Source organism: Pseudomonas bharatica CSV86 (genome assembly GCF_000319305.2).
Classification (GTDB): Bacteria; Pseudomonadota; Gammaproteobacteria; order Pseudomonadales; family Pseudomonadaceae; genus Aquipseudomonas; species Aquipseudomonas bharatica.
In genome coordinates, this window is sequence record NZ_AMWJ02000003.1 from 1 (window position 1) to 26,105 (window position 26,105).

Below are 26,105 nucleotides of genomic sequence, written 5' to 3' on the forward strand. Positions count from 1 at the left end.
CAGGAGGCCACGCTGCAATACGGGCTTGAGGTTCAAGCGACGTGGGATCGCCGCGGGCGAGGTCTTTCGGTTGGGCTCGACTGGACGTCAGCAGTGCCAGCTTCGGCGACGGCGATGCGGCGGCTGGACGGTCGGTGACGAGCGCACCACCAAGATCGAGAACGCCTACCTCGGGTGGCGCGGCGAGTCGTTGGAGTTTCCGGGGGCCGGCAGAACGTGGTGGTCGGGGATGGCTTCCTGATCTCTGGCGACGCGCTGAATATCGGCAAGGGGTTGCTCGATGGCGAGGTCAATCGCGGCGGCGCCTACTACCTCACCGGGCGCAAGGCCTTCGACCAGACGGCCATTGTGCGCTGGGGTGGGAAGAGGGCTGGCGTGGTGACCTGATGTGGCTCAAGTCCGACAACCCGGCGCAGGCGAGTCCTGAATTGTCCGTGGCGACGCTGGAGCATCTGGCCGAGGCGGGTACGCTGGGCGTGACGGCGATCAAGGTCAGTGATACCGATCAGGAGCTGGCCGACATTCTCTATCCCGAGCGCAAGGGCATGAAGCTCTACAGCGTTCGGGGGCAGGGCAATGCCGGGGTCAGCGATCTGTTCCTGGCGGGTGAACATGCCTGGGAGCGCAAGTCTGGCGGGCAGGAAAGTGCGTGGTACCTGGAGACGGGCTGGACCTTCTCGCAGTTGCCGGGCAAGCCGGTGGTCAACTATCGCTACAGCCGGTTCTCGGAGGGCTATGACCCGTTGTTCTACGGTAATGGCCGGGCGTTGGGGACCTGGTTCCAGGGCGAGGTGGCCTCCAACTATGCCGGGCCGTTCAGCAGCAATACCCGAGTGCAGCATGTCGGGGTGAAGGCGGCGGTGAGTGACAGCGTCAACGTCGGGGCGCTGTTCTATGACTTCGACACGATTGATCGCAGCCTCGGTAACCGCGATGCGCGGGAGCTGGATGTGTACGCCGAATGGGCGGTTGATGAGCACTGGAGCGTGTTGCCGTTGGTGGGGTACTACAAGCCGTCGCGGAGCGCGGAGGCAGGTGGGAGCCAGTTGGGACGGCGGGGGGAATGTGTATGGGCAGGTGTTATTGGTTTTTGGGTTCTGAGTCCAGTACCACGTAACTGGTGGGCCTGCTGATCACCTATTCGGTGAATGGCGGTAAACCCCTGTGTGTGGGGTTTACCCGCGATTGCTATGGTGGACTCACTACCGCAATCGCGGGTGACCCGCTCCCACAGGGTTTGAGTCAGCTCGCGTTTTCGTCTTCGGCTCAAGGCGGTCCAGAGACGGATTCGTAGGCCATAAAAGTCAGGAAATATCTCACCTCCAATTGAGCCGTCTTGATGACTGATAGAAGGAAATGATGCACAAGACTTTTGCCTAGGGCTGATCGAATGATGTGCATGGTGTGTATTAAATTTCTTGCCTTCTGAAATTTGGTGTGTACGGTACACACTTGAGAGAGGCACTGAAGGCCATGCGTAGCAGGGAAGTCATGCATTACTGGAGGCTGATGGATGGGCGTTGGTAGGCATCAGAGGTAGCCATCATCACTTCAAGCATCCGGTGAAGCCGGGGCGGGTGGCGGTCCCGCATCCCAAGATCCAGCTCCCCGTCGGCACCCTGAGCAGCATTCTCAGGAGCGCCCGCCTCAAGTAACCAGGAGAACCCCATGAAATTTCCCATCGTCATCCACAGAGACCCTGATTCCGACTACGGCGTAACCATTCCCGATGTTCCCGGCTGCTTTAGCGGCGGTGAAACCGTCGAAGAAGCGATGGACAACGTTCAAGAGGCACTGTCCCTACATTTCGAAGCACTGGTTGCCGATGGTGATCCTCTGCCTCAAGGCAGCACCATCGACACCTGGTTGGCGGATCCTGACTACGTAGGCGGTGTATGGGCGGTGGTGGACTTCGATATCACCCCCTACCTTGGAAAATCCATCCGCTTTAATGCCACCCTGCCTGAGCACCTGCTGAATCGTATCGACGACTATGTGAGAAACCACCCTGAGCAGAGAAGCCGCTCGGGTTTTCTAGCCTCTGCTGCTTTAAGGGTACTTTCCGGTAGCTGATTTGTTGCCAGGTATGGGAGTGCTGCGCGGGGCGATTACGCCGGGAGGATAAGCACTACGGAAGAAACGAATGGCTCCTTCCGCACGCCTGACGCAAAGAACTTACTTCGAAGCGGCCAACTTGCAGCAACCCTTCAGGTCGCGCTGAGCTTGTTCTTCGGAGATCTGCTCCAGGTTAGCGCCGCCAACGAAGGCGCCCATCTTGATGTATTGGCGCAGGTAGTAGTTCTTGCCTGGCTCGGTGACCAGGGTCAGGGTGTTGTCGCTGAACTCGGACTCGGTACCGATCACGTGCTTGCCTGGCGCCAGGAAGCGGTGGAAGTACACGCCCTTGGCAGTTTCGCCGATGATCTGACCGTCGATGCTCACCGACTTCTTCAGTGCCTGGCCGACGAAGCTGTCACGGTAGATGTACAGGCCGGACTGATCTGCAGGTGGGGCAGTGAAGGTCTTGAGTTGAGCGTCTGCTTCGGAAGAACCCATTGGGACCGAGGCGCAACCGGTGAGGATGGCGAAGCCCAGGGCGGTGCTCAGCAGCTTGATGCTGTTACGCATTGAAAATCCTTTTTTGCGAGGGATGAAAAGCAGGAACGATGAATAGCGAGGTGGCATTGTGCCATGCCATCGATTGGATATTCTTTCTCTATTTCGGGTTTTTCGAGGGTGTGTGAGCGGCGTCAATTTCTGGTGTGGCTGGTGATCTGATAGCGCGTGCTTCGCCCGCCGCCCGCCAGCTTCTCCAGTACTCCCTTCTCCAGCAGATCGGCGAGATGGCGCGTAGCGGTCGCCTTGCTGACCTTGGCCACGGCCTGATACTGCGCTGCGCTGATCCCGTCCTCGAAGCCCTTCGGGCCGCCGTCCAGCAGGCGGTTGATCCCAGGTAGGGGCCATCTCTGCCTCTGAGCCGAATAGGAGGGCTAATCGGCTCACTTGGTGAGCCGAATAAACTGTCTATTCGGCTCACAGAGGGTGGCAAGTGCCGATGCGAGCAATGTGGGACGCCCAGCCTTTCAGGCTGCGCTGTCACGCGAACAACAGCTCCAAGGCACGACGCATACCCTGTGGGAGCGGGTTCACCCGCGATTGCGGTAGTGAGTTCACCATAGCAATCGCGGGTAAACCCGCTCCCACAGGGTATGCGTTGGCTGCCCTTGCCTGATCCCGGTATGAAATGTAGGCTCTCGCGGTCGCTGCGGTTTGGCGATCGGGTTTGGTCGCCCGGCTGACAAAAATGCAAAAGCTGTTCATTCACGGGTACGGGCGTTCTGCGCTTGTAGGTTCGTGCTATGGCGGCTGTGCGCGGGAGGCATTCGTGCCTGCTGGGTTTTGCCTTTTTGTCCCAGTCGACCAACCTGCGTACAGTCGTCACCAACCCTGTTTGGTCGCAGGCGGTGGCTGCTTAATTGACAAAAAAGGAGCTTCACCATGAACAAGATCGTTCCAGACCCACCCCACGCCATCTTCGGCAAAACCGCCATGGTCGCCTTCGGGCACTGCAAGGCCGGTCATACCCCGATGTTCACCGTCCGTGCGGAAATCGACACGGAAGATGCCCTGGTCCATGCATCCCTGTTGATGAAAGGGATCTACGACACCCTCCAGCAACTCACCGAATTCGCCGAAGACGTGCCCAAGAACGGGCTGCTCTTCTCGTCGCTGTACTCGGCGGAAATGGCCAAGGGCCTGGTGGATGCGGTGATCGACGGGATCGAAATGGGGCGGCTGAGGGTTAGCGCCTAGCCGCGCGATACGGGAAGGCTCACCCCTCGGTGGGCTTTTCTGAAGCTTCCCTGGCGGTCAGCTTTTCCAGGAAGCGCATCAGCAGGCTTTCTTCGGCACGCAGGCCCTTGCGGGGCGCGGCATGCGCAGGTTCGCCAGTTCGCCTGCGTGGAAGGCCTCGATCACCGCCGGGTGGATATAGCACTTGCGGCACACGGCCGGGGTGTTGCGCAGTTCCGCCGCCACTTCCTTGATGATTGCCACCACGTGCTTCTTCGCAGCACTTTCGGCTGCCACTCCAGCTCGCGCAACAGGGTCAGGGCCAGGGCGCTGCCGGCCCAGGTGCGATAATGCTTGGCGGTGAACTCGGCACCGGTCAACTCCTGCAAATAACGATTGATATCGCTCGACGTCACGCTATGGCGCTCGCCGTTGTCGTCCAGGTACTGGAACAGCTGCTGGCCGGGAAGCTCCAGGCAGCTCTTGATGATGCGCGCCAGGCGTCGGTCGTTGACGCTCACCTCATGCTCGATGCCGCTCTTGCCACGGAAATGGAAACGAATGGTACTGCCGCTCACCTCGACATGGCGGTTACGCAGGGTGGTCAGGCCGTAGGAACGATTCTGCTCGGCGTAGCGGGCGTTGCCGATGCGGATCAGGGTTTCGTCGAGCAGATGGATCACGGTCGCCATCACCTTCTCGCGGCTGTGCTCTGGGCGGGCCAGGTGGCGTTGCAGGGTAGCGCGCAGCTTGGGCAAGGCCTTGCCGAAGGCCAGCAGGCTGCCGTACTTGTCGGCATCGCGGATCTCGCGCCAGCGCGGGTGGTAGCGATACTGCTTGCGACCCCGGGCGTCGCGGCCGGTCGCCTGCAGATGGCCGTCGGGGTCGGGGCAGATCCAGACGTTGGTGTAGGCCGGCGGGATGGCCAGCGCGTTGATCCGGGCGATCTCCTCAGCCGCACGCACGCGCTCGCCGGCAGGGGTGAAGCAGGCGAACTTGCCACGGAGCATTCGGCGGGTAAGGCCGGGGTGGTGTCATCGACGTAGTGAAGGCCGGCGGGGAGGAGGGGGATTCGCTCACTTTGGGGGCTCGCTTGCAGGTCCGGGACAATCGCGGTGTCGGTATTCAGTTAGCCCGGTTGGAGGGGGATTAAGTTCCGGGATTTTCTGTCGTTGAGCCAGGTGACATCTCGTGACGATTTGGCGGGTATGGCAGACATGGCCTGACCTAGGCTGTTCGGCAGGTTTTCAATAATGGAGCCGCACCCCAGCAACTGCCCCGAGGCGTCACTTTGAGAAAGTTTGCTTTTGTAAGCGCTGCTGCCGAGCGTGAGTACAAGGACCTCCCCGAAGACATACAGGACGAGTTCGGCAAGGATCTGCGGCGCATTCAGTATGGGCAGGACCCCGAGCTGCCGATCAAGTCCTTGGCCTCATTAGGCGCAGGGGTAATTGAGCTAATCATCAATGGCAGCCCCGCACACAGGTGCGTGTACGTTGCGAAGTACGCTGAAATGGTGGTTGTGCTGCATTCGTTCGTGAAGACCACGAACCGGTCCGATCGTCATGCAATGCAGGTTGCTGAGTATCGGATGAAGGAGCTCAAGCAGGAGCTCAGAAACATGGGCTTCAAGGTTTAGCTGTTCTGGGCTTGGGCGATGATGATTCGAGGGGAGGACCCGCGTCATCAGGGCCGTTGAAGCTGGTTCGGAATCCGAGCTTGTCGAGCATGTCCATCATGGCGTCCAGCGTGAATTTCTCGATCTTGCCATTGGCCAGTTCGGATACACGAGACTGGGTTACGTTTAGCCTGGTTGCGGCCTCACTCTGCTTGAGGCCCATTTTTTTGATGCAGTCTGTGATGAAGATCGACAGGTCCATCTTCAAGGCCATTTTGCTGGCCGTTTTTTCGTCGTGAGTGACGTGGAAAGGGCTTTCGTGGAATTGAAGTGCCATTGGGCGGCCACCTGAATTATCTAAAATTTAAGATAAAAGGTTATCCGCCAAGGAGCAGGTTGTCAAAGCGCTCTGACGTTTGGGCTTCTTCAGGCTCTAGCGTTGCTCAACGCCTGCACCCAGCACTGGTCTGAGCAGCGAGGGCATGGGAGGTTCTGGCCTGCTTGCAGCGTTGCCAATTCCCCGCAATGGAAGCAGGCATGCAAGCCGTCGTGCTTGGGCTGGCGATGCACGGCCTTCAAGCTCGGCGGCAGAACAGGCAAGCCGGGGCGGGTTTCGTCCTTGTCATAGAAATACAGGCTGACGCCGCCGTTGATCTCGACGATGCCCAGGCGCACCTGGCCCAGGTGTTCCACGCCGCCCTGGCGCAGTTCCATGAGGAATTCGTCGTGGGCGATATTGCCCTTGTTCAACGTCTCCAGTTCGAAGCGTCCATCCCGGATCAGGATGAAAGGCTCTCCCTCCAGCCAGCGTTGCAGGCGGTGATAGCGACTCAACAGGCGGGTAGTGAGTCGGTAGGCGATGCCCATGGCGACGAACACCATCAGCACCGGCAGGATCGGCACGTCGTGATAGAAGGTCACGTCGCCGGCTGCAGAGCCCAGGGTCAGGATCACCACCAGTTCGAATAAGGAAAGCTGCTTCACGCCACGGCGGCCGGCGACCTTGAGGAAGATGAACACCACTGTGTAGGCCAGCAGGGTGCGGACCATGACTTCGCCGAGGAAAGCCAGGGGGTGATCGTCGAGGAGCATGCGGGGCCAGTCGAAAGCGGTCATTTTTCTGGGCTGAGAGACTGTCGATACTGAGTTAGCCCTGGGCGTGGTCGATTAGTTCAAGTGGAAGAGCCTAAGGGATGGGCTGTCGAGGGGCAGACACTGGCTATTCAGATAGGTGCAGACACCTTGTTGCTGGGCAGGCTTGCCCAGGCAAGTAGGACTAATGCTTTTCCAGCTTCGAGTACCCGCTCGGTAAATTATGCTCATCGACAAAGTGCCGGGTTTGAAGCTCAAGAACCATGTTCATGACATGACTTACATTCTCTTCCAGTCCCCAGGTAGCCGCGAGCTTGTCATAAGGGTTGGTGGTGGCGGCTCTTTTGGAAACCTTGCGGCTGACGTCTTGTGAGAGGTTGCTCCAGCGGGAAACGAAGTCCTTCATTCTGGAAGCTTGTTCAGGTGTCAGGCAGGGGAAGCGGCGTAGTCGGTCAACCAGATACATAAGCCGGCGTTTCCGGACTGGGGGCAGACCGGGCGTGTTCAGCCTTTTTTCGACGGACTCGCACATGGCATCGTTTTCATACCAAAACGCATAGGCGAACTGGGAGGCTGCATCTTCTGGAAATTGCTCAAGAGAATTCTTTGTCGCAGCGACCACGACGTGATGAAATCTGTCCTCTTTAGGGGCGCTTTCCATCATCGGCACTGCTGGCTTGAGGGGCTGGACCGAGGCTCACCGGTGTCGGCAATGCATGCAGCAAAGCGCCTAGCCCGATCATCATTGGCGACGTGCAGGCCTCGTTGCTTTAGCAGTTCCAATTGCTGTTCTACGCTGAGGGCCGGCTTGTCGAAGGGCCTCATGTAGTTTTCTCCAAGCAAAAAAAACCGCACGATTTGAGCTTGCTGACTGGGTCAACCTAGGCTTGGCGGGTGTGTTGGGGTGCATTATAGGTAGGTGTAAGAGCCCGTCAACGTCGCGCTGATGTGAAATTGTAACGGGCAGGCGCGAGGGCAGGATGTTTGATCTGTCGATGAAGATGAGGCTGTGTTGGCCTTATCGCAGCGATGTGGTCGCTTCCAGGAAGTTTCCAAACCCCAGAAACAACAAAGCCCCTGCATTGCTGCAAGGGCTTCGTTCTGTATGGTGCGGCACCAGGAGTCGAAAAAATTACGTAACTAGTTGATTAAAAACCTCTTAATTATCGTATGTTTTTTCGACTATCCCTACCCGTATCCTTTAATCAGTAGAACCTTCCGCATGGTCAAGGCTGAAGCTATCTATTCTGGGTATCCGGAATTTCTGGTTGATAAAATGCCAAAGATGTAAAGAAGAAAATCTTTCTCAGCGGATTATCTGATTGATCCTCTTCAGCCTACTCTACTGCCAATTTTCTGTTTCCACCTTCGCCTGAGTCTTCATAGCGATGCTGACTAGGGAGGACAGCGAGAGCTGGGCAAGCGTCAAAGCGGTTCTGGTTCATGCGCAATCCGGACACCTGCACAACATTCCTCTTGTAAGAAACCGATCAAATTCTCTAGGTGCCCATACTCGGGTATACAGACAATCGTGCGGCTATGTTTCTCCTGCCGGATCAGCCCTACCTTGGCCATGCGCGCAAGGTGATGTGATAGCGTCGAAGCAGGAATACCCAGCCCCTTCTGGATATCTCCGACCGAAGCCCCATCATGGCCAGCTTTGACCAGAAAGCGGAACACGGACAGTCGGTGACTATTCCCTAGCTCAGCTAAGCTGGCTGCAACCTTTTCGTGATCCATAGCACGCCCCAATAATTCGATGTTTCTAGAATTATAGTTGACAGGTCGGATAAACGCAAGTAGGCTGCGTACATCATTTCGACAATACTAGAAATATAGGAGTAATATTGAATGTCATCTCAACTCCAAGACGCTCTAGGCATGTTCGCCTTTCTCGCTATCGAGCTATCGGTTTTATTCATTGGCATTAGCTTGCTGGTCGGAGTTCTTCAACGTCACATCCCACCATCCAAGGTGGAAGCGTTACTGACTTCCAGTGGGAAGCGAGGCTATTTTCTTGCTGCTGGTTTAGGAGCTATAACGCCCTTCTGTAGTTGCTCGACTATCCCCATGTTGAAAGGGTTGATTCGGCACGGGCCGGTTTGGGCCGATGATGGTGTTTCTTTTCTCATCTCCGTTGCTGAATCCTATCGTCGTCGGCCTGCTGGTTGCCACGTTTGGATGGACACTTACTGCTATCTATGTGCTCGCCGCTTTGGTGGTCGCGGTAGGTGCCGGATGGCTGCTTCACACGCTTGGCTTCGAGCGTTATGTGCGCCGGACGGCGACACAAGAGAGCAGTGGATGTAGTTCATCAGCAAGCCCGTGCAGTGCTACATCGACCGCATCGAGTTGCGGCACCAACAGCTGCGACACCACTCCGAAGACGGCTTCTTGCGGGCTGATAGGAAGACAACAGTCTCTACGTCTAGCGAATGCTGTGACAGTCAACCCACTGTCACGGTTAAGAAAGAAGGGAAGTACAGTGTGTGTGGCGGGAAGCTTGGTCGGACTTTATCGATGTGTTGCCTTACCTGCTCATCGGTATTGCGATTGGCAGCGTGATCTATGGTTTCATGCCCACTGACTTATTGAGCAGTATGCAGGCCCAGATAATCCCTTTGCCATTCCAGTTGCCGCTGTCATCGGCGTGCCGTTGTATATTCGCGCTGAAGCCGTCATACCTCTGGCAGCGGCTCTGATGGCCAAAGGCGTGGGTGCCGGGACGGTGCTAGCGTTGATCATCGGCAGTGCCGGAGCCAGCCTGACTGAGCTCATTCTGTTGCGCTCTTTGTTCACGCTGAAGCTTTTAGCGGCGTTTTTAGCAGTCATTTTTGCTATGGCGATGATTGCCGGTTACGCCACCTACCTGTTTTTCTGATCAAGGCGGGAGATGATTAATTCGTTAAGCCTTCCTGGGTACCAGTTGGTGGATTCTGATGAGCAGAATGAAGACATACATTTTCGGCTTGAAGCACCTACACCAGTAGCCTGCGAGGGGTGCGGCGTGCAGGGTGAGTTCGTGCGGTTCGGCAAGCGTGACGTTCCCTATCGTGATCTGCCCATCCACGGCAAGCGGGTCACTCTCTGGGTGGTCCGCCGCCGATACACCTGCCGGGCCTGCAAGACAACATTCAGGCCCCAGCTACCGGAGATGGTGGACGGATTCCGTATGACACTGCGGCTGCATGAGTACGTGGAGAAGGAATCCTTCAACCACCCTACACCTTTGTGGCGGCACAGACCGGCCTGGACGAGAAGACGGTGCGCGACATCTTCAACGCCCGCGCCGAGTTCCTGGGGCGCTGGCACCGCTTCGAGACGCCCCGCATCCTGGGCATTGACGAGCTATACCTGAACAAGCGCTACCGCTGCATTCTGACCAACATTGAGGAGCGAACCCTGCTCGACCTGCTGGCCACCCGCCGCCAGGACGTGGTGACCAACTACCTGATGAAGCTGAAAGACCGGCAGAAGGTCGAGATCGTCAGCATGGACATGTGGAACCCCTACCGGGCAGCGGTCAGGCTGTGCTGCCCAGGCCCGTATCGTGGTCGATAAGTTCCATGTGGTGCGCATGGCCAACGATGCCCTAGAGAGAGTGCGCAAGGGCCTCAGAAAGGAGCTGAAACCGTCCCAGAGCCGGACTCTCAAGGGAGACCGGAAAATCCTGCTGAAACGCGCTCACGAAGTCTCAGACCGGAGCGCCTCATCATGGAGACCTGGACAGGCGCGTTCCCGCAACTGCTGGCCGCCTACGAGCACAAGGAGCGCTTCTACGGCATCTGGGACGCCACCACACGGCTCCAGGCAGAAGCCGCCCTGGACGAGTGGATAGCCACCATCCCGAAGGGCCAAAAGGAAGTCTGGAGCGATCTGGTCAGGGCAGTGGGAAACTGGCGCGAAGAGACCATGACCTACTTCGAGACGGACATGCCCGTCACCAACGCTTACACGGAGTCCATCAACCGACTGGCCAAGGACAAGAACCGTGAAGGGCGCGGTTACTCCTTCGAGGTGATGCGGGCACGAATGCTCTACACCACGAAGCACAAGAAGAAGGCACCGACTGCGAAGGTCTCTCCTTTCTACAAGAAAACCATCGGTTACGGACTGCCGGACTTCGCAGAGGAACTCAACTACGGAGTCGATCTATCAACCATCTGATAATGGTATCAGGTTGGTGGGGTAAAGGTGCCCCATCAACCATTAAATCCGTATACCCTCTATTCTTAACCTTGGAAAATATACTGCGGAATCGGTCGTATAATTCGCCTGCTTCGACAGTGGGCGTAGCATCTAGCTGAGAGGCAAAAATTTATAGTAGAGGTTGTAGGTTTTTCGGTCTTTTGCCTTATTCCAGGTCCATCCTATACCTTTGCCCCGACCGGTATCAAGTTCGGCGCCAGTAGCACTGCGCTCTAATATGAAGCGAAATATTTCATTGTTCAGTGATTTGACCAATGTGATTAATAAATCGGCAATACTGGCAGCGTCACTTGCCTTTATTTTTAGAGGCTTTTCAATAAATTGTTTGTGATTGGAAAGCCCAAGCTCGATGGCGTTTTTTGTGCCCAGTTTTCCAAAACGATGCACGCAGCAGTGGCGTATCTCACAGACTGAGTTGTAGCTGTTCAAGAGTTCAATTAAGGCTTTGTCTTTTAAATCAAAAGTTAGAAACTTTTAAGACCATCTATTATTCCTTTTTTTCCGGAAAATACAGATTCTTCCAGAAGCGCTTCGGGAAGCATCTCTAGCTTTGATGTTTTGCTGCGCCGTAAGATAGGACGGCTTTCTCACAAGCTCTTTGGCAGTAAGGGTCGATAAAAACCACTCGGCGCAGAAGTGCTCGCATAAAGCTCTCAACTGCGGAGACATATCCTAGTACCAATAAAATTCCGAGTTCGGTTTCTATCACCTCATGCGCCGGGCGTGTCACCCACATCCGATTAAGCCGCAAGGTGTTTTCAATAAACTGGTCTATAGGGGAGATGTCAGAGTCATCATGAGTATCATCAAAGAGCGAACCTGTCTGGATGGCGCCGATTAGTGGCCGAACGGCTACCAGGTTTGCAAAATCGTTTTCCGTAACTTTTATTGTCATGATTAGGATAGAAAGTCGTCAGCAAAGCCATTGAGAACATCTACAATTTTTGCCGTCCGGCGACGACCAAAGCCTCTTACTGTCAGCAAGTCCGCAGCGGGGTCTTGCTTAGCAAGGAAATCACGCAGCGTCTTAAGTAAAGGTAAGTGTTGAGCGATTTGGTCCCGTTGCCAAGTGGTTAGTCCAGGAACCTCAGCGATAGGCGTTTCGAGACAGAGCGAAAAGGTCGAGGCGTCGACTAGTTGCTGCCCACAAACATGGCAGAAACGTTGATTATCGGTTAAACGGCGGGTATGGCATGAGCTACATTTTGGTAGTGACAGCGTCAATCCGTCTAGGTCAACGTCACTAGCAACTTTCTTCAAACTTTTCCGTATGGGATGTTTAGTCGATTTTAGTCCAATGCCTCAACCGTCTGATTAATTGTACCCCCAGCGCCGCTACCTCCTAATGCTCGTACAGATAGTAAGTGGGCTGTATGGGGGATAAGTCTGTGATAGATTCTTGTAGGAGTTCCGTGTTTGACGGTTCCATTGTCAAAAATCAAACCTGCTTCTACGAGTAGGTTAAACATACGCTCGACAATGGCAGTCATTTCTGTTTCTGAAACGCCATACGTCAACTGCTTTAGTCTTTTTTCTTCAAGAGTTGAATTGAATGATTTGATTTCTGCTACGATCCCATTTAAAACCTGCTCGCCAGCGATAACTAACGATTCTAGTTTAGGGACTTTTTTTCCAAGCGATCTAAATTCAGCGTTACGCGCATCTAGATGGTCTTGAATGATTTGATTTACTGCCTGCTGACTGGACCGAAATCCTCCCCGGCGGTACTCCTCCAGCATCGTCAGATAGGCGCGTGGCACTCCAAACGCGGCGAAGCGCAGCATCTCAATATGAGATGTATGAATATTTTGGAAGTCTGGGGCACGAGCTTTAGCGATATCATCCATTATCGCATTGTAGTTTGGGTCTTCTACACAAAGCCAAACTGGTATGGAGATAGAGTCTTGGCCTTCGTGAAATTTATGACTAACTTCAGTCGTCCCAGGATAAACGGAAGCTTTCGGGGCGAGGTCAATGGATTTTAATGATCTTACAATGTCTAGAAATTCAATCAAAAAATCTGGTGCCAACGTCAGGGCAGCGTCATCCATGAGAAGTACAGTATATTTTCTTCCCAAAGTTTTCGAGCACTTGATATCAGGTGCTGCACTGTTTCGATTGTTAGGCTGTCAGCAACTTCTGAACTTTTCTGATCTAGTGGTAAGTTCCTTTCAATCCTGTTTACATAGCTTTTTATAGCATCTACAGGCGCTTCACTGGATAAGGTGGTATACGTTTTTTCTGGGGTATTCCATTCTTTCAAGCTATCGAATAGTGCTAAAACTATTCTCCCGAGTACCCATGAATGAAACTGGTGTAATGCATTGGAGTGACTAGATAGTAAAGGCTCTAGCCTGAAGTATCTATTGAAAGTAACGTATACCGCGAATGGGTTTTTGCTATTGTCTCGACAGCTAAGCCAAGCATAACGCATCATGTGCGTTTTTCCGCATCCGCGCGGGCCAACAATCGTGCGAAGCGCACGATTGGTTAGCTCTTTATGTACAGACTGGAAAAGGTCTCCTGTTTGAGAGGTTTCTTTCAACAGGTCTTCAATGGGAATATAGTCTGCCCGTTGCTGTAGTACACTTTCAAGATTATTAGTAGTCATCCGTAATACTTAATCCAGTTCCAAGTCTAGAAGTCGGGCTGCGGTGATAAAGCGGGCACCTACACCTTGGTTTATTTTGTCAAGATGAGCGCGGCCTGATTCACTTGTCAAAAAATCAAAAATCTCTTCAGACTTATCTTTTGGTCTGATGATGAAAAACAGTCAGTCGTGAGGACTGCCCCTTTTTGTACAAGTGCAATCTTTCTACTAAGATTGCGTCCTACTCGGGCGACGAGTATGTCGCCTTGACTCGCGTAGGCACCACCCAATGCCTCCGCGTCAGATTTGGACACAATAAAGCTTTCAGGAATACTGGTTTGATAATCTTCCAAGTCGCTAATGTGGAAGATTGGTGTGCTGACGAGCTTTCTGGAGCTAGAACTGTGAGTTCCTCTTCCCACCGAAGCGACTAAGTCCCTTAATTTCACGGGTGAAGTTTTACAGGATTTTTTTACATGTCGCTTGATGTGGTGGCTATAGTCAATCCGGTTGATCGCTTCCTCGGATGGAATATATATTTCGGAGGATAGAGCGCCGTTGATCTCCAGCTTCCTGCTGCTTATGGTTGGTTTCTGTTCGCCATTTTTTGACAATACGACAATGTGAGTTTGAGCTTCTGTTTTTCTAAAAATATTTCGGGGTAGCTCAATGACTTGTTCAATTGAGTGATTTTCTATCAGGGCTTGCCGAAAACTATGAAATCTTTCGCCTGTAATTAGTCCGTCGGGAAGAATAAGGCCAAGCTTACCTCCGGACTTCAGTAAGCGTAGGTTTTGGGCGACAAATAACAGTCCGGCGGGAGCGCTCTTGGCTTCAGGCAGTACGTGGCTAAGGCCAACCTCTTCGAGAATGTTGCCAAAATGCTCTTTCCACACTGGTCGAATGTATGGAGGGTTGCACACCGCTGCACAAGCTTGTGACCATCCCAGCCCTATGCGATCTCCTAAGCTAAGATCAAGTGCATCACCAGTGAAATGAACAAAAGATGGTCCTCGAAGGGTCGGGAGCTTGCCACTGTTAGCATCTTCGTCAATATCAACCGTAAGGTAACGCTCCGCCGCCCACTGATTTGCGGCTTCAGTGACCAATGCTCCGTCACCTGCGCCCAGATCGATGACTGTCCCAGGCGTAGCAAGCTTCATTGAGCTGATCAGAAGCGAGGCGACTGTATCTCGTGTGTAGTAGCGTCCGAGATGGTCAGAGGTTTTTGATTCCATGGATACTGCTTCGTTGGGCGCTCGGAGAGCGACTTTACAGTGTTTAGCGCTGTCTGAGAACGCCTTCTTGACGTATTTTGATTCTTGATGCGACGGATGGTGGCGAATCGCCGTCATGGGCCGGTGTTGAGACTGCCATGTTTGGATAGATAATCTCCCCGCTCAGACAGCTATCGAGCGCTTGGATTGGCATGTGGCGACTTCACGGCTCTGCTCTATCACTTAGAATGTAAACTGTTTCGATTCATTCAGTTACCGTGCACTTTTATTTTAACAGTAGTTTGGCCTTGTGTTCGTTAGGTTTCACTTATTTTAGGTGCTAACGGAAGTCGGTTCTCCTGTGTTTATTGCCGAGGTCATATACCTCAAAGTTTCATCTCCCAATTTTTTCTAGCCGACGGGCTAACAAGCGTAGGGTCAGTAAATAGTAATATCGCGTCGCTTCACTATGCTTGGCCGTTTGGTGCTCAAGAAACCAAGTCACATGCTTTCTCTGCCAAGCCCAGGGCGTTTTTAGTAGCCAGCGATCTGCGATTTCTGTCTGGATGATTTTCGCCTGTCGCAAATGTCGTTGCCGGTTGCGTGCGAGCCGGTCAGCACGCCAGCTAAGAACAGCTCCATGTCAAATTTCTTACTCATGACTGTCCTCCAATGTATGCGGCAATCACGTCAATCCGAGCGTGGCCCAGCTCATAGCTGACCTGCCTCCGGGCCTCACGATCAAGGTTCCTATCTACCCGGCAAAAGTGGCCGCCATTGATAGGCGCCCGCTGTTGTGTAATTTGCTCATAGCGCCCACATGCGTAAGCCGCTCGTAGCTCGTGGAAGCCTTTGAGATCGTGTGTATGCATGATGTCCCGCGAAGGACGAATGACTTGTTGCAGGAGACACAGGTAGGTTTCGTGTGGCGCAATCAAGTTACGGCTACCCGCAGGCGAAATCTGCCGTGCAAACTTAAGTGCATCTCGAACATGGCCGTCTACCGGAATCCAACGCGGCGCCGAGGCTCCAGCGCGACCGCCTTTGGTGCCATCCTGAATGTTAATCCTGCCTAGGTCGTTAGCCTCGCGGCTTAGCCGTGGCAGGTCAGCCAAGATGGCCTCACGCAAGCGCATGCCGGTGGCTCGCGCTAACATAACAATCGCAGCGGCTCGTAGCTGATGATGGCGGCAAAGCGCATCGGCGATCAGTTTAACCTGATCGAGGTCTTGACCCTGCGGCATCGACTGTCGAACCCCGGTGCGCTGCATACACAGCGCCTTGCTCGGACTTGGCAACTTCACGTACTGATCACCGCGAAGCGCCGCCATGGTCCTGTTAACACTGGATAGCCGATTTTGTGCGGTGCTGACAGCAAGGTCACCGCGCCTAACCACGTCGCGTAGATACGCCGCATAGTCCGCCAACACCTTCCGATCAATCTGCCGCGCATCATTGATACCCGGCCCCTGTTCTGAGCGGCACCATTTCACGAATGCCTGCCACCGATCACAGTGCGCCTTGACCGTGCCGTAATGACCGCCACCGAACATGTCTTTCAGCGCCTGAGGTCCTGCGTAACTCAATTGCCTGCCGTAGCCGAAATTACGACCATTGCGTCTACCCACCAATGCCATATCAGTCACCTCATCTCGTTCTCCGATCCTCGCCCCACGTCATCCCGCCAAGAATGCTGAGTGTTATCAGGGATCAAGGCCCCTGCGACCTGTGGGGAATGTCCTCTACGCGGGACTGGCGGCTCCTTACAACCGGGAGCAAAGGCATCTCATGATCTGGCCTCCTGAGCACCGTTACCGGTGGGCGGGTGGAGGCAGTGCTGGCTGACTAAACCAGCGCCTGAAGATCCTGAGCCGGGTGAACGCAGCAATGCGATGACCGGGGCATGCCTGACTGTCAGTCAGGTGCAGTCCATTCCTTGGTCTGCGGCACCATCATCTACAGCGCTGTTGCTGGTGACATCGGCGTTTGTCACGCCGATTGTCACGAGGGGGATTGCCGCAAAGCCATATGCGATCAGGGCTGCAGCAGTGGTAGAAGTGCCCGTCTCTTTCCAGAAGAAAGAGACGGGCACAGGTTGGCGCAGTATTCGGCCAAGCGGATAGGTTGCTGCAGGGCAGCGAGGTACGGTGTATCTGGCGCACGAGCGCTATATGTGTAAGAGCATCCATCACATGGGTAGTGACCGTACGAGCTGCCGGATGCGAATCGTACTTGGGCTGAACCACCGCGGGAGCGGCGTGACCTTTAAGGTTCGGGTCACCTGGGGTGCTGTCATCGACAGCGTTTGCAACTCCCGGTCTACGCCTGTGGACAATGTTCGTCAAGCAAAGCGATTTCAGGGATTTAGCGCCTGTGGATAAAACTATCCCCCAGTGGACATCAGTGGTTTTCCACAGACGTAAGCTGTGCCAGCAGTTTTTTTCTTAGGTATGGTCCTTTCAAACGGGGCGGCTTTGCAGCCCCGTTTGAAAGGACCCGCGCGGAGGAGCTTCATGCGGTGCTGTGGGTAACTTCACAGCTAGTTGAGATGGTGGTGCGGCGGGTTACTCGGTCCTCTTGGCACTGCGAAGGCGAGTGACGTTCTCGCCCGTCTGCTTGGCAAACTCATGCGGCGTCACATGGTCCTCGCGGTTCGCCTCCAGAAACCGGCTCCACCAGGTCATGATCATCCGGCGCTCCTCGAGGAACTCGGCCTTGTGGGTATAAGCGGCCCGCACGTTGTTGCGTTCCTTGTGGCTCATCTGTCGTTCTATAGCCGTCTCCGACCATAGGCCGGACTCGACCAACGCACTGCACGCCATGGCTCGGAACCCATGTCCGCAGATATCCACCTTGGTGTCGTAGCCCATCGTCCTGAGCGCAGCATTCACCGTGTTCTCGGACATCGGTTTCCACGGCTTGGCATCCCCCGCGAACACCAGCTCGAACTTGCCGGTGATCGCGTAGATCTGCTCAAGCAACGCCACTGCCTGCGGCGATAAGGGTACAACGTGAATGTCCCCGGCCATCTTCGTACCCCTTGTGGAGAAGGGCACTCCGTCCAGCGCCGGGCGGGTGTCGGGGATCTCCCAAATGCCGCGCTTGAGGTCGAACTCATTCCAACGGGCGAAGCGCAGTTCACTGGAGCGTACGAATACATGCAACGACAGCATCACTGTAAGGCGTGTGAGCGGGCGACCTCTGTAGTCCGCAATGCAAGCCAGTAGCTCCGGGAGTCGCGATAGGGGTAGTGCGGGTCGGTGAGTTACCCGTGGTGTCTTGATCGAGCCATCGAGGTCGTGAGCCGGATTCGCCGTGATCAGCCGCAGCCGTTTGGCCTCGCGCATGATGCTTTGCAGGTAGTTCTTGATCCTGAGTGCCACGTCGATGGTGCCGCGCTTCGTCACGGCTTCTAGTGGCTGCATGAGGTCGTGGGTGTCCAGCTCAACGATTGCTCTGGCACCGATCAAAGGGAACACGTGAGTCCTCAGCCGGCTGAGTACAGTCTTGGCGTAGCCGGGTGCCCACTTCGGCACCATGCTCGCATGCCAGTCGAGCGCAACGCTTTCGAAGGTGCGGCCGTTGATCACGGCTTGGGTCTTGGTTTGTTGCTTGTACTGGATGGGATCTATGCCGTTGGCGAGCTGCTGCTTGATCTCGAAGCGCTTGCGGCGTGCGTCGCCCAGCCCGACCACCGGGTAGCTGCCAAGGGCGGTCAGGCCTTCGCGGCCATCGGGTTTAACGTACCTGAGCCGCCAGCCCTTGCGGCCGCTGGGTTGCACAAGCAGGTAAAGACCGTCGCCGTCGAAGAGCTTGTACTCGCGCTCTCTGGGCTTTGCCGTGCGACAGGCGGTGTCTGTAAGCGGTGCAGTGGTGCGGGCCATAAGGGTAGTCTCCGATATCGAAACGGACCTCTATCCTTAAAACTACCCTTATTAGCGCTGGCTACCCTCGGAATCCGACGGAACGCCAAAACGAAAAAACCCGCCAGAAGGCGGGTTTTTCGGGGGTTCCAGAGATTTTGAAAGCTTTCTATGGAACCTTGAATGGTGCCGGCACCAGGAATCGAACCCGGGACCTACTGATTACAAGTCAGTTGCTCTACCATCTGAGCTATACCGGCAGTAGGCGCGCTATTATAGCGATCGGTTTGGTTCTGTAAACCACTTCCTCGAAATCCTGGCAGAAGCCCCGTAGATCGGGGCTTTTGGCGTTTTGGGGTGGGTGTTTCCAGTGCGGGGGTGTTGGGTTTGGGGACCGCTTTGCGGTCCTTCGCGGGCAAGCCTCGCTCCTACCTGGTTTGTGGTGGTTGCGAAGGTTGGGCTCGGGTCAAGCGGGTCGCTGGTTTGGCGGGGTCTTGGTGGGGGATTCGGCATTGCAGTCGCTGGCAAGCCAGCCCCCTCAGGGAACGCGCCAGCTTTTGGACATTGAGCAAGACAGTTGCTCCCACAGTGTCCGCGTCGGGCTTGGAACTGTGCTTTGCGCGACACCGCAGCCTGCGCTGGGTGACCTCCCGCCCAACCCGATCTGAATAACCACCGCCTAATTCGCTTTAACGCTTATGCACAAACCACATCAACTCCTGGCTTTCCATGCAGCTGCGCTACCCCGCCGCATTGACGCCGGCGCAAACGGCTGTTTTCTCAGGCGTTTGGCCGGGTCGGAAAAATCGTGCAGTTCGGGTTTGCGCTTAAACCCGGCGCGCTATCAAGCGGAAACCGTGAAGTTGCTCACAGACTTATCCACAGGTTGTTCGGCCAGCAGCATGAGGTTGCGGGGGTGAGCGAGTGTGCGCAGAAGGTGCCGAGCCGGACGTTGTAGCCCTGTTCGTGCAGGTAGAGCGCACGATCGAGCACCAGCCATAGTTCCAGCGGGCGGCGGAAGAGGTTGCGCACCAGCTCCAGGTTGCGGACCTGGGCCAGGCGTTGCCAGCCGGCAGCTTCGAGTGCGGGCCAGTCGGTCCCCTCTTTTATGGAAATGCCCTTGAGCGCGGCGAGGTGCTGGCAGTACTCGGCGAAGGGCTTTTGCAGCCAGGCACTGGGCAGCGAGGGTGTGGGGAGGTAGTCGTCTCTGTTGCGCAGTTGCCGTTGCAGCAGGTCGAAGCCGAGGCGCCAGGCCATCGATTGATCTCGCTGGCGGCGGACGCGGTTGCCCGCAGTGACGGTCTCGCTGAGCGGCAGGCCGAGGTCGTCGAGGTCCAGTTGCAAGGTCGAAGCGCGAGCGGCTGTGGATAACGCTTGGTAGTGCGGGCCCGCGGTGCGGTTGTAGCAGCAGGGGGCGATGGCCAGTTGTGGGCAGCCCTTGGCGGCGGCGAGCTGGATCAGGCGAACGTGGAGGTCGCCGCACGCGTGCAAGGCTACCGGTGTGTGGGCGGCGGTGATGTGCTCGGCGGTGCTGGGAGCCATTACGTCCTGCAAACGGTGCTCGACCGCGAGGTGGTGGTGCTGGCTGAGGTGCTCTCCGGCGGCAACCAGGGCCGGATCGTATTCGAGGCAGGTCAGCTTTTGCCCGGTGCCCAGCAGGCGGCGGCCGAGGTGGCCTTTGCCGGAACACCAGTCCAGCCAGTGCCCAGCACGCCGGGCAAAGTCGAGGTGGGCGGCAAAGGCTTCGATCTGCTGCCATTTGCGACCGGGGACGTCGACGTTCAGGCGCGGGTTGGCTGGGGGCAAGGGAACTGTGGATAAGTCATCCAGTGCCGCCAGCTCGCGGGCGCGGGCGGCCAGTTGTGGATAAGGTGCCGGGCCGGGACGCTGCAAGGGTCGTTGTGGGCGGATTCGGCGTGGTCCAGGGATTGGTTGCGCAGCCAGTCGGACAGGCCTGGGTGATCGATCTCCCAGGGCAGTTGCAGGCTGGTGAAGGGGCGCGGGTGCCAGAGATCGCGGTGTTCCCGGAGGAATTGGTCCAGGGCCTGGAAGCGGGGGAGGAGTTGGGTGTTTTCCAGGTAGAGCATGGGACAGAGGCCAGGGTGTTTTTGAAGAGGTGTGGTGGGCAGGCACGGCCAATCGCGGTTCAAACCCGCTCCCACAATTGGGGGAGCGGGGGCCTTGATATCAGCGACCGTGCGCGGCATCCACGCGCAGCCAGCGCTCCAGCAGCTTGAACGCCTGCACCAGGACGAACGAGATCACCAGGTAGAACACGCCTGCCGCGAAGAAGATCTCCACCGGCATGTAGGTCCGGGCGATGATCGTGCGGGCCATGCCGGTGATGTCCAGCAGGGTGACGGTGCTGGCCAGGGCGCTGGCCTTGAGCATCAGGATCACTTCGTTGCTGTACGCCGGCAGGCCGATGCGCGCGGCGCGCGGCAGGAGGATGTGGATCATCGCGGTGGCCCGGGACATGCCCAGCGCCCGCGCCGCTTCGATCTCGCCCCGCGGGATGGCCTGCAGCGAGCCGCGCAGAATCTCGGCGATGTAGGCGGCGGTGTGCAAGGTCATGGTCAGCGCGGTACACCAGAACGGGTCACGCAGGTAGGGCCACAGCGAGCTGCTGCGCACCGCGTCGAACTGCGCCAGGCCGTAGTAGACCAGGAACAGCTGCACCAGCAATGGCGTACCGCGGAAGAAGAAGATGTAGCCATACGGCAGCGCCCGCACGTACCAGCGCTGTGAGGAGCGGGCGATACCCAGCGGGATGGCGACGATCAGGCCGAGGATGACCGCGATGGCCAGCAGTTCCAGGGTCAGCGTGGCGCCCTGGGCCAGACGCGGCAGCCATTTGATGATGACGTCCCAATTCATGAGTTGGCCCTCGCAAAGCCGCGCCCGGCACGTTTTTCCAGGAAGTGCATGCCGGTCATTGCAACGATGGTCAGCCCCAGGTAGATAAAGGCGGCAACCGCGTAGAAGGTGAAGGGCTCCTTGGTGGTGGTCACGCCGTTCTGCGCCTGGCGCATGATTTCTTCCAGGCCGATCACCGACACCAGCGCGGTGTCCTTCATCAGGATCATGAACAGGTTGCCCAGGCCGGGCAGGGCGATACGCCACATCTGTGGGAGGACCAGCCGCGAGAAGATCCGGCCCTTGGACAGGCCCAGGGCCATGCCGGCTTCACGGTGCCCTTTGGGAATGGCGAGCAGCGCGCCGCGGAACACTTCCGTGGCATAGGCGCCGAAGCACAGGCCGAGGGCGATGACGCCGGCGGCGAAGGCGCTGAGTTCCAGGCCGGGAACGCCGATCAGGTCGCCCAGCTTGCTCATCAGGGTGACCGAACCGAAATAGATGAAGAGTACCCAGAGCAGTTCCGGCACGCCGCGAACGATGGTCGAGTAGGTGCCGCCGATCCAGCGCAGCGCTTTGAACGGCGAAGTCTTGGCCAGGGCGCCTAGCAGGCCGAGCACCAGGCCCAGGCAAAGTGCCGCGAGCGCCAGCTTGACGGTCATCAGCGTGCCAGCGGCCAGCGCCGGACCGAATCCGTGTAGATCAATATTCATGGGCAGGCAGGTTCAAGAGACCGGCACCGCGCAAGGCGATGCCGGTCGGGGCGGATCAATAGATATCGAACGGGAAGTACTTGTCGTTGATCTTCTTGTAGGTGCCGTCGGCGATGATTTCCTTCAGCGCGGCGTTCAGCTTGTCCTTCAGCGGATCACCCTTGCGTACGGCGATGCCGATCTGGTCGCTTTCCACCACGGGCTCGCCCTTGAACTCGTAGTTCTTGCCGGCCTCGGATTTCAGCCAGTCATAGTTCACGTACTTGTCCGCCAGCAGCGCGTCGACGCGGCCGGAGGTCAGGTCGAGGTAGGCGTTTTCCTGGGTGTCGTACAGCTTCACATCCACATCGCTGCCGTAGGTGTCTTCCAGCCAGGTGGCGGACAGGGTGGCGCGCTGGGTGCCGATGACCTTGCCCTTGAGCGAGGCCTTGTCGGTCTTGAAGTCAACGTTCTTCGGCGCGATGAACTGCAGCTTGTTGGAGTAGTAGCGGTCGGTGAAATCGACGGCCTGCTTGCGCTCGTCGGTGATCGACAGCGAGGAGACGATGAAGTCGAACTTCTTGGCATTCAGGGCCGGGATGATGCCGTCCCAGTCGGAAGTGACCACGTCGCACTCGACCTTCATCTTGGCGCACAGGGCGTCGCCGATGTCCTTGTCGAAGCCGACCACCTGGCCGCTGGCGTCCTTGCTGTTGAATGGAGGGTAAGCGGCTTCGATACCCATCCGCAGTTTTTCCGCGGCCATGGCATTGGCCGAGAACACCAGCGTGGCGGCAGCGGCCAGGAGGTACTTCTTGTAGTTCTGCATGCGTGTTGCTCCGTTAGCGGTTGCTGGACATGAATTGCTTACAACGCGCCGAGGTCGGGTTTTCGAAAACCTGCTGCGGCGATCCTTGCTCTTCGATGAGGCCTTGATGAAGGAACACGACTTCGCTCGAGACTTGCCGGGCGAAGTTCATTTCGTGGGTCACCAGCAGCATGGTCCGGCCTTCTTCGGCCAGGGCGCGGATGACGCTGAGGACTTCCTGGACCATTTCCGGATCCAGCGCGGAGGTCGGTTCATCGAACAGGATGACCTTGGGTTTCATCGCCAGGGTCCGGGCGATGGCGGCGCGCTGCTGTTGCCCGCCGGAAAGCTCGGTGGGGTAGCTGTGGCGCTTGTTATGGATGCCGACCTTGTCCAGCAGCGCTTCGGCGTGCTCGATGGCTTCGGCCTTGCTCTGCCCCAGGACGCGGCGCGGCGCCTCGATGATGTTGTCGAGGATGCTCATGTGCGGCCAGAGGTTGAAGTTCTGGAAGACGAAGCCGATCTCGCTGCGCAGGCGGTTGATCTGCCTGTTGTCGGCGGCGATCAGCTCGCCGTTGCGCGCCGCCTTGAGCTTGAGGGTTTCGCCGGCGACGAGGATTTCGCCCTGGTGCGGGTTTTCCAGGAGGTTGATGCAACGCAGCAGGGTCGATTTGCCGGAACCGGAGGAGCCGAGGATGGAAATCACATCGCCGTCACGGGCGGTAAGGGAGATGCCCTTGAGAATTTCCTGCTCGCCGTAGCGCTTGTGCAGGTTGCGGATTTCCAGCGCGGGCGTGGCCTGGGCCATGTGCGGTCCTCATATGTTCTGTGCGTTCTGCTGTTGGCGGCCGTCCTGGCGAGGCGCAACGCTAGCATAGCGCTCGGATCGCAGCCAAGAAGGGCGAGCAGGGTGGGCGGCCGGGGCAAGGGCGGGTGTCGCATCGTTGCAGTGGAATGTCGCGTCGCGGTCCGCCGGTTCCGTTCTACGGGCCGGAGCCAGGATGAAAAAAGGCGCGATGGTGCCAGTTTTGACCGCTGGAGGAAAGGCGTATTTGGTCGCGGTGCATTTCGGTGGCGCCTTCGAAGCATCGCGGCGAAGGAGTGGGTTGCACCTTTGTGCTTCATAAAGTTGCACAAGGTGTTACCCGGTTCCGGTTATGGAGCACCCATTTCTAATTGTAAGTGGGTATTTCAGTAATCCGGCAAAGTCTGGCAAGTTTGGCGACCTTTCGGCCAATGGCTGGCGGAAAGCGCCGCAGGCCCCGTCTGTCGTGGTTTCAAGGTGTTGCGCACATGAGCGGTCATCGATCTGGCCCGCTTATTGCCATCCACCTGTCACGGGACGCGGGTGCCTCAAAAGGGCATGCGGCTCCAATCGCGGGACGATCTCCCATTCTTTGCATAGGTAGTTTTATGAGCGGTAAGCACAATTCCAATGACCTCGCTCAGGGGCTCAAGCAACGGCATGTGACCATGCTGTCCATCGCAGGCGTGATCGGCGCCGGTCTGTTCGTCGGGTCCGGCCATGCCATCGCCGCCGCCGGCCCGGCCGTGCTGCTGGCCTACGCCGCTGCGGGTACGCTGGTGGTACTGGTGATGCGCATGCTCGGCGAAATGGCCGTGGCCTCGCCGGACACCGGTTCCTTCTCCACCTACGCCGACCGTGCCATCGGGCACTGGGCCGGTTTCACCATCGGCTGGCTGTACTGGTGGTTCTGGGTGCTGGTCATCCCGCTGGAGGCCAACGCCGCCGCGACCATCCTCAACGCCTGGTTCCCCGACGTGGCGATCTGGGTCTTCACCCTGGTCATCACCCTGCTGCTGACCGCGACCAACCTGTTCAGCGTAAAGAACTACGGTGAGTTCGAGTTCTGGTTCGCCCTGCTGAAGGTCGTGGCGATCATCGGCTTCATCATTCTTGGCCTGGCCGCCATCTTCGGGTTCATGCCGAACAGCCAGGTCAGCGGTGTCAGCCATCTGTTCGACACCCAGGGCTTCATGCCCAACGGCCTCGGCGCGGTGCTCGGTGCCATGCTGACCACCATGTTCTCCTTCATGGGTACCGAGATCGTCACCATCGCTGCCGCCGAATCGAAGGATCCGGGCAAGCAGATCAGCAAGGCGACCAACTCGGTGATCTGGCGGATCTTCCTGTTCTACCTCGTGTCGATCTTCATCGTCGTTGCGCTGGTGCCATGGAATGCCGGCGAGCTGGCGGAAGTCGGTTCGTACCAGACCGTGCTGCAATTGATGGGCATCCCTCACGCCAAGCTGATCGTCGATATCGTCGTGCTGATCGCCGTAACCAGTTGCCTCAACTCGGCGCTGTACACCTCGTCGCGCATGCTGTTCTCGCTGAGCAAGCGCGGTGACGCCCCGGCGGTCGCCCAGCGCACCAACGCCAGCGGCACGCCGCACTGGGCGGTGCTGCTGTCTACCGCGGCAGCGTTCCTGACCGTGTTCGCCAACTATGTGGCGCCGGCCCAGGTGTTCGAGTTCCTGCTGGCCAGCTCGGGGGCGATCGCCCTGCTGGTGTACCTGGTGATCGCCGTTTCGCAACTGCGCATGCGTCGTCAGCGCATGGCGCGGGGCGAGAAGATCGCCTTCAAGATGTGGGCCTTCCCGGTGCTGACCTGGGTGACCATCTTCTTCATCGTCGGCGTGTTGACCCTGATGCTGATTCGTCCTGACCATCGCGCCGAGGTGATCTCCACCGGGCTGCTGAGCATTGCCGTGGTGGCTGCCGGGCTGCTGGTGGCGCGCAAGCGCAAGGCGGAGAAGGGTGGAAGCCTGGTGATGGATAACTGAGCATCCAGAGCATCTCACCGACCCTGTGGGAGCTGGCAAGCCAGCTCCCACAGGGTTTTTTTGTCGTCTGCCAAGGCAGGGGAGTCAGGCGAATTTCTTCTGCTTGGACACCATCTCCGAGGCGGCCACATAGGCGTCCTGGAACTCCTCGCTTTCCAGCCAGGCCATCGCCTCGGCTTCCTCGGTGCCGTCCAGCCATTTGCGGTACGCGCAGAAGACCATGCAAATGTAGTCGGTGGCGTGGTCTTCGCTGTGGCCCTTGAGCACAAGGGGCAGCAGCGGATCGACCATGAACACGGCGATCATCGCTTCCAGGCTGGTTTCCTGGGCCGTCTTCATTTTCTCGAACATCGTGTTGTAGCTGCCCGAGTTCATGGCCTTGTCGAACACCTGCTGGACGCTGGCGCTGGAAGCCTCGCCGCTGCTCTTGACCGCCTGGCCGCTGCGCACCATGCGGTTTTCGCGGGCCTTGGCGGCGGCGCGCTTGGCGCGTTTCTGTTGCTTGGTGTTCGAGGCCATCGGGGGTTCCTTGGTGCGAAGTCAGTCAAAGACGCGTATTG

Annotated in this window: 21 protein-coding genes, 1 tRNA gene and 8 pseudogenes; 9 read left to right on the forward strand and 21 right to left on the reverse strand. The window is 57.2% G+C overall.

Annotated elements, in window-relative coordinates; all coding sequences use genetic code 11:
• Nucleotides 1-86 precede the first annotated feature (86 nt).
• The 3 genes and pseudogenes from CSV86_RS26375 to CSV86_RS26385 all read left to right on the forward strand — a co-directional run.
• A pseudogene (locus CSV86_RS26375) lies at nt 87-1,101 on the forward strand (alginate export family protein); the annotation flags it as partial.
• 419 nt (nt 1,102-1,520) lie between these two features.
• The gene (locus CSV86_RS26380; protein WP_311985866.1) at nt 1,521-1,655 is read left to right on the forward strand and encodes a type II toxin-antitoxin system HicA family toxin; all 135 of its coding nucleotides are present in this window, start codon (nt 1,521-1,523) and stop codon (nt 1,653-1,655) included.
• A 13-nt stretch (nt 1,656-1,668) separates the two neighbouring features.
• Complete coding sequence (locus tag CSV86_RS26385) at nt 1,669-2,073, forward strand: type II toxin-antitoxin system HicB family antitoxin (protein WP_009396044.1); 405 nt, start codon at nt 1,669-1,671, stop codon at nt 2,071-2,073.
• 102 nt (nt 2,074-2,175) lie between these two features.
• On the opposite strand, the gene CSV86_RS26390 is transcribed toward CSV86_RS26385, so the two are convergent.
• A complete protein-coding gene (locus tag CSV86_RS26390; RefSeq protein WP_009396046.1) occupies nt 2,176-2,628 on the reverse strand; it encodes a DUF2846 domain-containing protein in 453 nt (150 codons plus the stop codon).
• A 122-nt stretch (nt 2,629-2,750) separates the two neighbouring features.
• Nucleotides 2,751-2,948: pseudogene (locus CSV86_RS26395) on the reverse strand (DUF4172 domain-containing protein); the annotation flags it as partial.
• 550 nt (nt 2,949-3,498) lie between these two features.
• Between CSV86_RS26395 and CSV86_RS26400 the strand changes: the two are divergent.
• The gene (locus CSV86_RS26400; RefSeq protein WP_009396051.1) at nt 3,499-3,813 is read left to right on the forward strand and encodes a DUF3077 domain-containing protein; all 315 of its coding nucleotides are present in this window, start codon (nt 3,499-3,501) and stop codon (nt 3,811-3,813) included.
• A gap of 19 nt (nt 3,814-3,832) precedes the next feature.
• Here CSV86_RS26400 and CSV86_RS26405 read toward each other — a convergent pair.
• A pseudogene (locus CSV86_RS26405) lies at nt 3,833-4,891 on the reverse strand (DNA topoisomerase IB).
• Nucleotides 4,892-5,083: 192 nt separating this feature from the next.
• Between CSV86_RS26405 and CSV86_RS26410 the strand changes: the two are divergent.
• Nucleotides 5,084-5,431 carry a type II toxin-antitoxin system RelE/ParE family toxin gene (locus tag CSV86_RS26410; RefSeq protein ID WP_009396054.1) on the forward strand — a complete coding sequence of 116 codons (348 nt, stop codon included), beginning with the start codon at nt 5,084-5,086 and terminating at the stop codon, nt 5,429-5,431.
• On the opposite strand, the pseudogene CSV86_RS26415 reads toward CSV86_RS26410, so the two are convergent.
• From CSV86_RS26415 to CSV86_RS26430, 4 genes and pseudogenes are all read right to left on the reverse strand, one after another.
• Nucleotides 5,428-5,747, reverse strand: a pseudogene (locus tag CSV86_RS26415) (helix-turn-helix domain-containing protein). The gene CSV86_RS26410 and the pseudogene CSV86_RS26415 sit on opposite strands and share 4 nt — an antisense overlap.
• 89 nt (nt 5,748-5,836) lie before the next feature.
• Nucleotides 5,837-6,526, reverse strand: a complete 690-nt coding sequence (locus CSV86_RS26420) for a DUF421 domain-containing protein (protein WP_009396056.1) — start codon at nt 6,524-6,526, stop codon at nt 5,837-5,839.
• A 160-nt stretch (nt 6,527-6,686) separates the two neighbouring features.
• Entirely contained in the window at nt 6,687-7,166 is a 480-nt protein-coding gene (locus CSV86_RS26425; RefSeq protein WP_100228088.1) for a hypothetical protein, read from the reverse strand.
• A 761-nt stretch (nt 7,167-7,927) separates the two neighbouring features.
• Complete coding sequence (locus tag CSV86_RS26430) at nt 7,928-8,242, reverse strand: ArsR/SmtB family transcription factor (protein WP_000349485.1); 315 nt, start codon at nt 8,240-8,242, stop codon at nt 7,928-7,930.
• A 141-nt stretch (nt 8,243-8,383) separates the two neighbouring features.
• On the opposite strand from CSV86_RS26430, the pseudogene CSV86_RS26435 reads away from it, so the two are divergent.
• The 3 genes and pseudogenes from CSV86_RS26435 (at nt 8,384) to CSV86_RS26440 (ending at nt 10,669) form a co-directional block, all read left to right on the forward strand.
• Nucleotides 8,384-9,089: pseudogene (locus CSV86_RS26435) on the forward strand (permease).
• 63 nt (nt 9,090-9,152) lie between these two features.
• Entirely contained in the window at nt 9,153-9,383 is a 231-nt protein-coding gene (locus CSV86_RS32190) for a permease (RefSeq protein WP_311985846.1), read from the forward strand.
• A gap of 12 nt (nt 9,384-9,395) precedes the next feature.
• Nucleotides 9,396-10,669: pseudogene (locus CSV86_RS26440) on the forward strand (ISL3 family transposase).
• A gap of 132 nt (nt 10,670-10,801) precedes the next feature.
• On the opposite strand, the gene CSV86_RS26445 reads toward CSV86_RS26440, so the two are convergent.
• The 13 genes and pseudogenes from CSV86_RS26445 to CSV86_RS26505 all read right to left on the reverse strand — a co-directional run bounded on the left by CSV86_RS26445 (nt 10,802) and on the right by CSV86_RS26505 (nt 23,545).
• The gene (locus CSV86_RS26445; RefSeq protein WP_170395176.1) at nt 10,802-11,098 is read right to left on the reverse strand and encodes a hypothetical protein; all 297 of its coding nucleotides are present in this window, start codon (nt 11,096-11,098) and stop codon (nt 10,802-10,804) included.
• 902 nt (nt 11,099-12,000) lie between these two features.
• Complete coding sequence (locus CSV86_RS26450) at nt 12,001-12,762, reverse strand: hypothetical protein (protein ID WP_170395179.1); 762 nt, start codon at nt 12,760-12,762, stop codon at nt 12,001-12,003.
• Nucleotides 12,744-13,322, reverse strand: coding sequence for an ORC-CDC6 family AAA ATPase (locus CSV86_RS26455; RefSeq protein WP_170395182.1), 579 nt, complete (start codon nt 13,320-13,322; stop codon nt 12,744-12,746). Before CSV86_RS26455 ends, CSV86_RS26450 begins: the two co-directional genes overlap by 19 nt.
• Before the next feature lie 107 nt (nt 13,323-13,429).
• Nucleotides 13,430-14,539 carry an N-6 DNA methylase gene (locus CSV86_RS26460; RefSeq protein WP_170395185.1) on the reverse strand — a complete coding sequence of 370 codons (1,110 nt, stop codon included), beginning with the start codon at nt 14,537-14,539 and terminating at the stop codon, nt 13,430-13,432.
• Nucleotides 14,540-14,912: 373 nt separating this feature from the next.
• Nucleotides 14,913-15,178: pseudogene (locus CSV86_RS26465) on the reverse strand (hypothetical protein).
• A complete protein-coding gene (locus CSV86_RS26470) occupies nt 15,175-16,155 on the reverse strand; it encodes an integrase domain-containing protein (protein WP_037059072.1) in 981 nt (326 codons plus the stop codon). Before CSV86_RS26470 ends, CSV86_RS26465 begins: the two are co-directional and overlap by 4 nt.
• A gap of 927 nt (nt 16,156-17,082) precedes the next feature.
• Nucleotides 17,083-18,402, reverse strand: a complete 1,320-nt coding sequence (locus CSV86_RS26475) for a tyrosine-type recombinase/integrase (protein WP_009396060.1) — start codon at nt 18,400-18,402, stop codon at nt 17,083-17,085.
• A 163-nt stretch (nt 18,403-18,565) separates the two neighbouring features.
• Nucleotides 18,566-18,641, reverse strand: a tRNA-Thr gene (locus CSV86_RS26480).
• A gap of 584 nt (nt 18,642-19,225) precedes the next feature.
• Nucleotides 19,226-20,468: pseudogene (locus CSV86_RS26485) on the reverse strand (methyltransferase).
• 100 nt (nt 20,469-20,568) lie between these two features.
• On the reverse strand, nt 20,569-21,258 hold the full coding sequence (locus tag CSV86_RS26490; RefSeq protein ID WP_009396062.1) for an ABC transporter permease: 690 nt from the start codon (nt 21,256-21,258) through the stop codon (nt 20,569-20,571).
• Nucleotides 21,255-21,950, reverse strand: coding sequence for an ABC transporter permease (locus CSV86_RS26495; protein WP_009396064.1), 696 nt, complete (start codon nt 21,948-21,950; stop codon nt 21,255-21,257). Before CSV86_RS26495 ends, CSV86_RS26490 begins: the two co-directional genes overlap by 4 nt.
• Before the next feature lie 55 nt (nt 21,951-22,005).
• Nucleotides 22,006-22,758 carry an ABC transporter substrate-binding protein gene (locus tag CSV86_RS26500; protein ID WP_009396066.1) on the reverse strand — a complete coding sequence of 251 codons (753 nt, stop codon included), beginning with the start codon at nt 22,756-22,758 and terminating at the stop codon, nt 22,006-22,008.
• A 13-nt stretch (nt 22,759-22,771) separates the two neighbouring features.
• Entirely contained in the window at nt 22,772-23,545 is a 774-nt protein-coding gene (locus tag CSV86_RS26505) for an ABC transporter ATP-binding protein (protein ID WP_009396068.1), read from the reverse strand.
• Between the two features lie 605 nt (nt 23,546-24,150).
• On the opposite strand from CSV86_RS26505, the gene gabP reads away from it, so the two are divergent.
• Entirely contained in the window at nt 24,151-25,545 is a 1,395-nt protein-coding gene (gene gabP, locus CSV86_RS26510; RefSeq protein ID WP_009396069.1) for a GABA permease, read from the forward strand.
• A gap of 84 nt (nt 25,546-25,629) precedes the next feature.
• Here the strand turns inward: gabP and CSV86_RS26515 are convergent, their stop codons facing one another.
• Nucleotides 25,630-26,064 carry a hypothetical protein gene (locus CSV86_RS26515; RefSeq protein ID WP_170395015.1) on the reverse strand — a complete coding sequence of 145 codons (435 nt, stop codon included), beginning with the start codon at nt 26,062-26,064 and terminating at the stop codon, nt 25,630-25,632.
• Nucleotides 26,065-26,105 lie beyond the last annotated feature (41 nt).